This window comes from Brunnivagina elsteri CCALA 953 (assembly GCF_002289455.1).
Taxonomy (GTDB): domain Bacteria; phylum Cyanobacteriota; class Cyanobacteriia; order Cyanobacteriales; family Nostocaceae; genus Brunnivagina; species Brunnivagina elsteri.
The window spans coordinates 1-5191 of record NZ_NTFS01000442.1; the positions used below are offsets into that span (position 1 = coordinate 1).

The 5191-nt window shown below is 42.3% G+C and carries 6 protein-coding genes and 1 tRNA gene; 1 reads left to right on the forward strand and 6 read right to left on the reverse strand.

Translation table 11 applies throughout. The features are described from left to right. Positions 1–427 precede the first annotated feature (427 nt). The 6 genes from CK510_RS25945 to CK510_RS25970 all read right to left on the reverse strand — a co-directional run bounded on the left by CK510_RS25945 (position 428) and on the right by CK510_RS25970 (position 4874). The gene (locus CK510_RS25945; RefSeq protein ID WP_095724420.1) at positions 428–655 is read right to left on the reverse strand and encodes a ferredoxin family protein; all 228 of its coding nucleotides are present in this window, start codon (positions 653–655) and stop codon (positions 428–430) included. A gap of 89 nt (positions 656–744) precedes the next feature. Then, positions 745–1953 carry an ATP phosphoribosyltransferase regulatory subunit gene (locus tag CK510_RS25950; RefSeq protein ID WP_095724421.1) on the reverse strand — a complete coding sequence of 403 codons (1209 nt, stop codon included), beginning with the start codon at positions 1951–1953 and terminating at the stop codon, positions 745–747. Between the two features lie 3 nt (positions 1954–1956). Then, positions 1957–2913, reverse strand: a complete 957-nt coding sequence (locus CK510_RS25955; protein WP_095724422.1) for a J domain-containing protein — start codon at positions 2911–2913, stop codon at positions 1957–1959. Between the two features lie 77 nt (positions 2914–2990). Next, positions 2991–3827 (reverse strand): inositol monophosphatase family protein, encoded by an 837-nt coding sequence (locus CK510_RS25960; protein ID WP_095724423.1) that lies wholly within the window; start codon positions 3825–3827, stop codon positions 2991–2993. A gap of 75 nt (positions 3828–3902) precedes the next feature. Further along, positions 3903–4421 carry a thermonuclease family protein gene (locus CK510_RS25965; RefSeq protein WP_095724424.1) on the reverse strand — a complete coding sequence of 173 codons (519 nt, stop codon included), beginning with the start codon at positions 4419–4421 and terminating at the stop codon, positions 3903–3905. Positions 4422–4505: 84 nt separating this feature from the next. Continuing rightward, a complete protein-coding gene (locus CK510_RS25970) occupies positions 4506–4874 on the reverse strand; it encodes a 2Fe-2S iron-sulfur cluster-binding protein (protein ID WP_095724425.1) in 369 nt (122 codons plus the stop codon). Between the two features lie 125 nt (positions 4875–4999). Here CK510_RS25970 and CK510_RS25975 point away from each other — a divergent pair. Continuing rightward, a tRNA-Ser gene (locus CK510_RS25975) sits at positions 5000–5086 on the forward strand. Positions 5087–5191 lie beyond the last annotated feature (105 nt).

Here is a 5191-nt window from a genome sequence, read left to right on the forward strand (position 1 = left end):
GCGTTCATCCTGAGCCAGGATCAAACTCTCCATTTTGTTCAAAACAAAATCAAATTTGTTTGTTTAGCTCTTTCTACGAAAATTCTTTTTAGAATCCTCTTTTCCTGCTTACGCAAGAACTTTTTTCATTGCTTTGACGAGGATTAGTGTTTGTTATGACTTTCAAACTATTAACTTTTTTTCGGTTCAGCGTGGGCGTTTGTTCTTTCACCGCTCACTCGACCTAGAATAGCAATCCCCTTTTTCTTTGTCAAGCTTTTTTTCTATTTTCTTTTCCCTTTTCTCTAATCCCTTCCTCTATAAGCTTTTGAGGTATTAATTAAATGTCACGTTTTTGCAATAGAAGCTTTTTTTATGTGAAAAGCTAACAGTCAATAGTTACTGGCAAGGCGAAAGTTACTATAGACTGTTAACCTGGATGCATACTTTATGATGGTGTTTTCTGCAATTCGGGTCGTTCTTCTGGGACGATCGCATTCTCAACGGGGCACACTTGCAGGCAAATACCGCAGTCAATACATGTTGAAAAATCAATCCAGTACCAATCAGTGCCTTTGGTGTTTTTGCCTGGACCTTGATGAATACAGGCAACTGGGCAGGCACTTACGCAGTCAGCAACACCTTCACAGATGTTAGTTACTATTGTGTGAGACATGGCTTCCCTCTCTCTTTTTTTGATTAAGCTATATTAAGACTGCTTTGATAGCCTAGCAAGAATGCTTAGTAAATAATGAAAGGGAATCGTTAAAGGGATTCGATTATGGGGTCGGCATTGGCTTTAATCCAAGCTATTTTGCCGATATTGCGATCGCGTGCGTATTCACGGATTGCTTCGGGATTACGTCTACCTAAATCCATTTCGACTCGTACTAAATGAACGGAGTTCCGAAGTTTAGCGCTGTAGGCAAAAGCATTAGTGTAAGCTTGTTCTGTTTCGGCAACTACTAACCAGTTTGCGGCTGGCGTTGTTTGTGGTAATTGCTGAGATACTGATAAAACTTGGTAGAGATTATCGAGTAAAAAGACAAAACCAATGCCGGGAATGTTTTCTTGTTGGGGATGGTAAAGTCCTAAAAGTTGGTCATAGCGTCCACCTCTAGCTATTGAAGTGGTGTTATTTTCAGTATTGGTGACAACTTCAAAGACAATACCAGTGTAGTAATCTATGGTTTGAATGAGGCTAAGGTCGATAATGATGGGGAAAGTTCTTCCTGATTGTAATAATTCGACCAAAGCTTTTAATTCGTTAACTGCCGCTTGTTGAGATGAATCAAGGGTAAGACTGGCGAGTTTGGGAAAAACATCGGCAGCACTTCCACGTAAATCCAGCATAATCCGCGCCCGTTCGTGTAATTCGTCACTTAAAGTTAGGGTATCCAGTGTAACCCGATCGAGATGAGCTACGCAGTGACGAACAGAGCTACGCAGGTTTGGGGGGAATGCTTCGAGAAGCGATCGCGTAATTCCAGCTTCCCCTAAAATTAAATGCCAATTACTTAAATCTAGTGCTTGTAAACAATCTGCCGCCAGTAAAAGAATTTCAGCATTGCCTAACAAACCACCACCACCAAGTAACTCTACACCAGCTTGATAAAATTCTTGCGGTTGGTTGTGCTTGGATTCTCGCGTGCGTTGAAAGACGTTGGCATTGTAGTAAAGCCGTTGTGGGTAAGCTGCACCTGCCATCCGCGTTACTGCAGTTCGGGCAATGGAGGCAGTTAATTCTGGACGCAAGCCTAATTCTTCGTCTTCTGAGTTTTGCAGTTGAATCACTGTACGGGGTTGAATTGCACCTCCTGCCATTAACGTATCCATCCGTTCTAGGGTGGAGGTGATAATTCGGTGATATCCCCAACGGTGGAATACCTGCTGCAATCTATCTTCTATCCAGCGTTTTTGGGCAACATCAAGGGGTAGCAAATCTCTTGCACCCGTTGCTGGTTGGTAAACCATAAATTATTTTTTCTTTCCACCAAATAAACCGCCAAATAAACCGCTTCCGCCGGACTTGTCTGATGGCTTTGTGCCTGCACTTGACGATGCTGCTGGCTTCGTTGTGCCGGATTTTTGCCCCAGAAATTGTTCGATTTTGCGTTTCCCCTCGGACGCTTCTGTGTCGTTGGGGTCTAGTTGCAAGGCGCGGTCGAAATGGACTTTTGCCATTGTGGTTTGATTTTGCTTTAAATAGACCACTCCGATCAAGCTATGACAGCGACTATTATGTGGTGCAAGTTTAATTGCGTCTTGGAGTTCAACTCGTGCTTGTGCGAATTGATTCTTCGACATTAATTCTTGGGCACGTCGTAAATACTGGGCAACGTTGGTATCTTCTTTGGTTGTGCTTGCCTGTGGAGTGGAACTTTGCGTATTTCCCGCAGTCTTAGCTGTATTGCTTTTTGGTGTTGCTGATGGTGCTGCTGCGGATGTAAATTTTTTCCCAGCAGTTCGCATCAAATAAACTAAATTGAGTTCGCTGACGTACGCAATAATTTTGAGAGCGTGGGATAGATTCTCATATTGGGTTTCCGAAATTTTAGCGATCGCACTTCTGTAAAATTGCTCAACGTTCGGGGCACCTGCTAGCTGTCTGGCTGGATCGCTACTTAAATCTACTGAGGCAGATTTTTGTACCAAGCGTTTACCCATCTGTGAAAGTACAACCATGTACTCGGTTCGAGCTTTATCTGATGACAGTTTCTCGTAAGCTGGGTTAACTAGCTTTGATAGTAATTCACTTGCCAGTTGTTTTTCTTCTGGACTAGCAGATGCACTGCTATCTGGATGCAGTCGTCGGGCAATTTGAAGATAACGCTTGCGAATTTCTTTTGTGTCCGCGTCAACTGGAATGCATAAAACTGCATGATAATCTATAAAGTCAAATTTAAATAATCCGCGTTCAATTTTCAAAGACATATAGCGCCATAAGAAAAAGTGTTTCCATTAATCTTTCTAGTGTACTTCTCTTATTGAAAATGGCTATAAATTTGATACTAGTGTTCGCCCCATGAGCTTAAAGGCGGAGTATTCATCAATTCTTTACTTACTGCGTTGTGGATATGACCATTAGTTGCCAGAATTCGACCAGATGAAATATTTAGTGGCGAGTTGTCATAGGCTGTAACCATTCCCCCTGCTTCCCTGAGGATGATTATTCCTGCTGCTATATCCCAAGGGGAAAGACCCCGCTCCCAGTAACCATCGACACGACCACAGGCTACGTGAGCTAAATCCAGTGATGCTGAACCACTACGTCTTACGCCTTGGGTCAGGTGAGTAAAATAACAAAACTCTGCGTAATTATTGTCAGATGTTTCGCGGCGATCGTAGGCAAATCCCGTCACTAATAAGCTTTTACTGAGTTCGTTCGTTTGGGAAACGCGAATTGGACTTCGAGAAGCTGAGTTAAACTCGCATGTTGCCCCTAAACCCTTGGCAGCGCGAAATAATTCGTTATGGAAAGGATCGTAGATAACTCCAACTTCGGGTACTCCGTCGATGAGCAGCCCAATGGAAACGGCAAAAGCTGGGTATTGATGGGCAAAGTTAGTTGTACCATCAAGTGGATCGATTGCCCAAAGATATTTATTATCTTGATTACCCAATTCCCCCGATTCTTCAGAAAGAATGGCATGTTGAGGAAGATGACGACTAAAAATGTCCAGAATTACTGCTTCGGAAGCTTTATCTGCTGCTGTCACCAAATCCCCTGGACGACCTTTTTCAATGATGGAATCTTCGATTTTGCCTAAATAGCGCTGAAGTTCAGCACCTCCTGCTAATGCGGCTTCCGTGGCTATGTCGAGGAAGCTTTGAAGTTGTTCTTTCATGATTTGTAATTCAATAATTTGTAATTCAATAATTTTTTGTATAAAATACGACTCAATGTGTTATCTCTACGTGTTTTATCGATTTGTACGGCGAAATTCGGCGGGGGAAACACGCATGGGTTTGTCTGGGTTCCAAATACCTTGCCCCATTAATCTTGCCCATTGTTGAGCGCGTTCGAGTTTGAGGTCATATTTGTGATTGGGCGATCGCGCAGCAAATATCACTTGTCCGTCTTTAATTAGTTGTTCGTTCAACAATGATCCATTTTTCCACACATAAGCCATTGTGCGACCAATTTTATCTTTGGCTTCGATATCAAATTCTAAATTGACGGGTTGTCCACCTATTAATGCCTCAAAACCTTCCTTAGCATTATCTCCCCAAGGACGCTGCCGTAAATCGGGCGCATCAATTCCAATCAGTCGTACTTGTGATAATAAATTGGGTTGATCTCCTAATCCCATAACTTCAAAAGTTTGTCCGCTAACTACTCGCACTACTTTTACTGGTACTGGTATATTTTCTACTTGTTTCTGCGGTTGACAACTTGCAAGTAGGAATATGAGAAAAAATAAAATTATGTTTTTTATCATGGAAATTAGACATGGGGTATTGGGGAAGGGGAGTGGTAAAAGAAGATTACTTTCTTTCCCCCTGCCCTTTGCCCTCGATCTTAATTAATCTTCATCTAATGGTAAACCTGCGCGAATTCTTCCTTTGGCGAAAAAGCGTCCAAATTGGAGTTCGTAAACTTCATCTTCGTCTTGGGTTTCGACTTCTATATTCGAGCGAGCATAACTAACGCACAATAAAGCATACCCCTTGTCTTGTAATTCTTGGGAAAGCCCGATTGCTTCCGGTTGGTAAATGTCTCCAGAGATTACCCGCACTGCACAAGCGGTACAAGCACCATTACGGCAGGAGAATGGTAGTTCTTTGCCTTGTTTTTCAGCGCTGTGGAGGATATAGCGATCGCTCGGTACTTGGAAAATGTGGGTAATGCCTTTGGCGCGATCGCGTACTGTAATGCTGTATGTGTTAGGCATCATAATTTTGTAGTTGTGGCGTAATTTCGCTGAATTTAATGGATTTACAGTTTTATTTTGAATTTCAATAAAAATATTATTGCAGTTTCTGAATTTTAATTGTAGGATATTAACTTGTGATATCTGGAGAGATGGCCGAGTGGTTGAAGGCGCAGACCTGGAAAGTCTGTTTGGGGGTGACTCCAACGAGGGTTCGAATCCCTCTCTCTCCGTTTTAGAAAATAATCGTAACTGCCTAGCTACTACATTTAGTTTGAAGAAAGGTTCAAACCCTTACAGATAGCGGTTAGTATTTTGATGTGATAGATATAGAATCA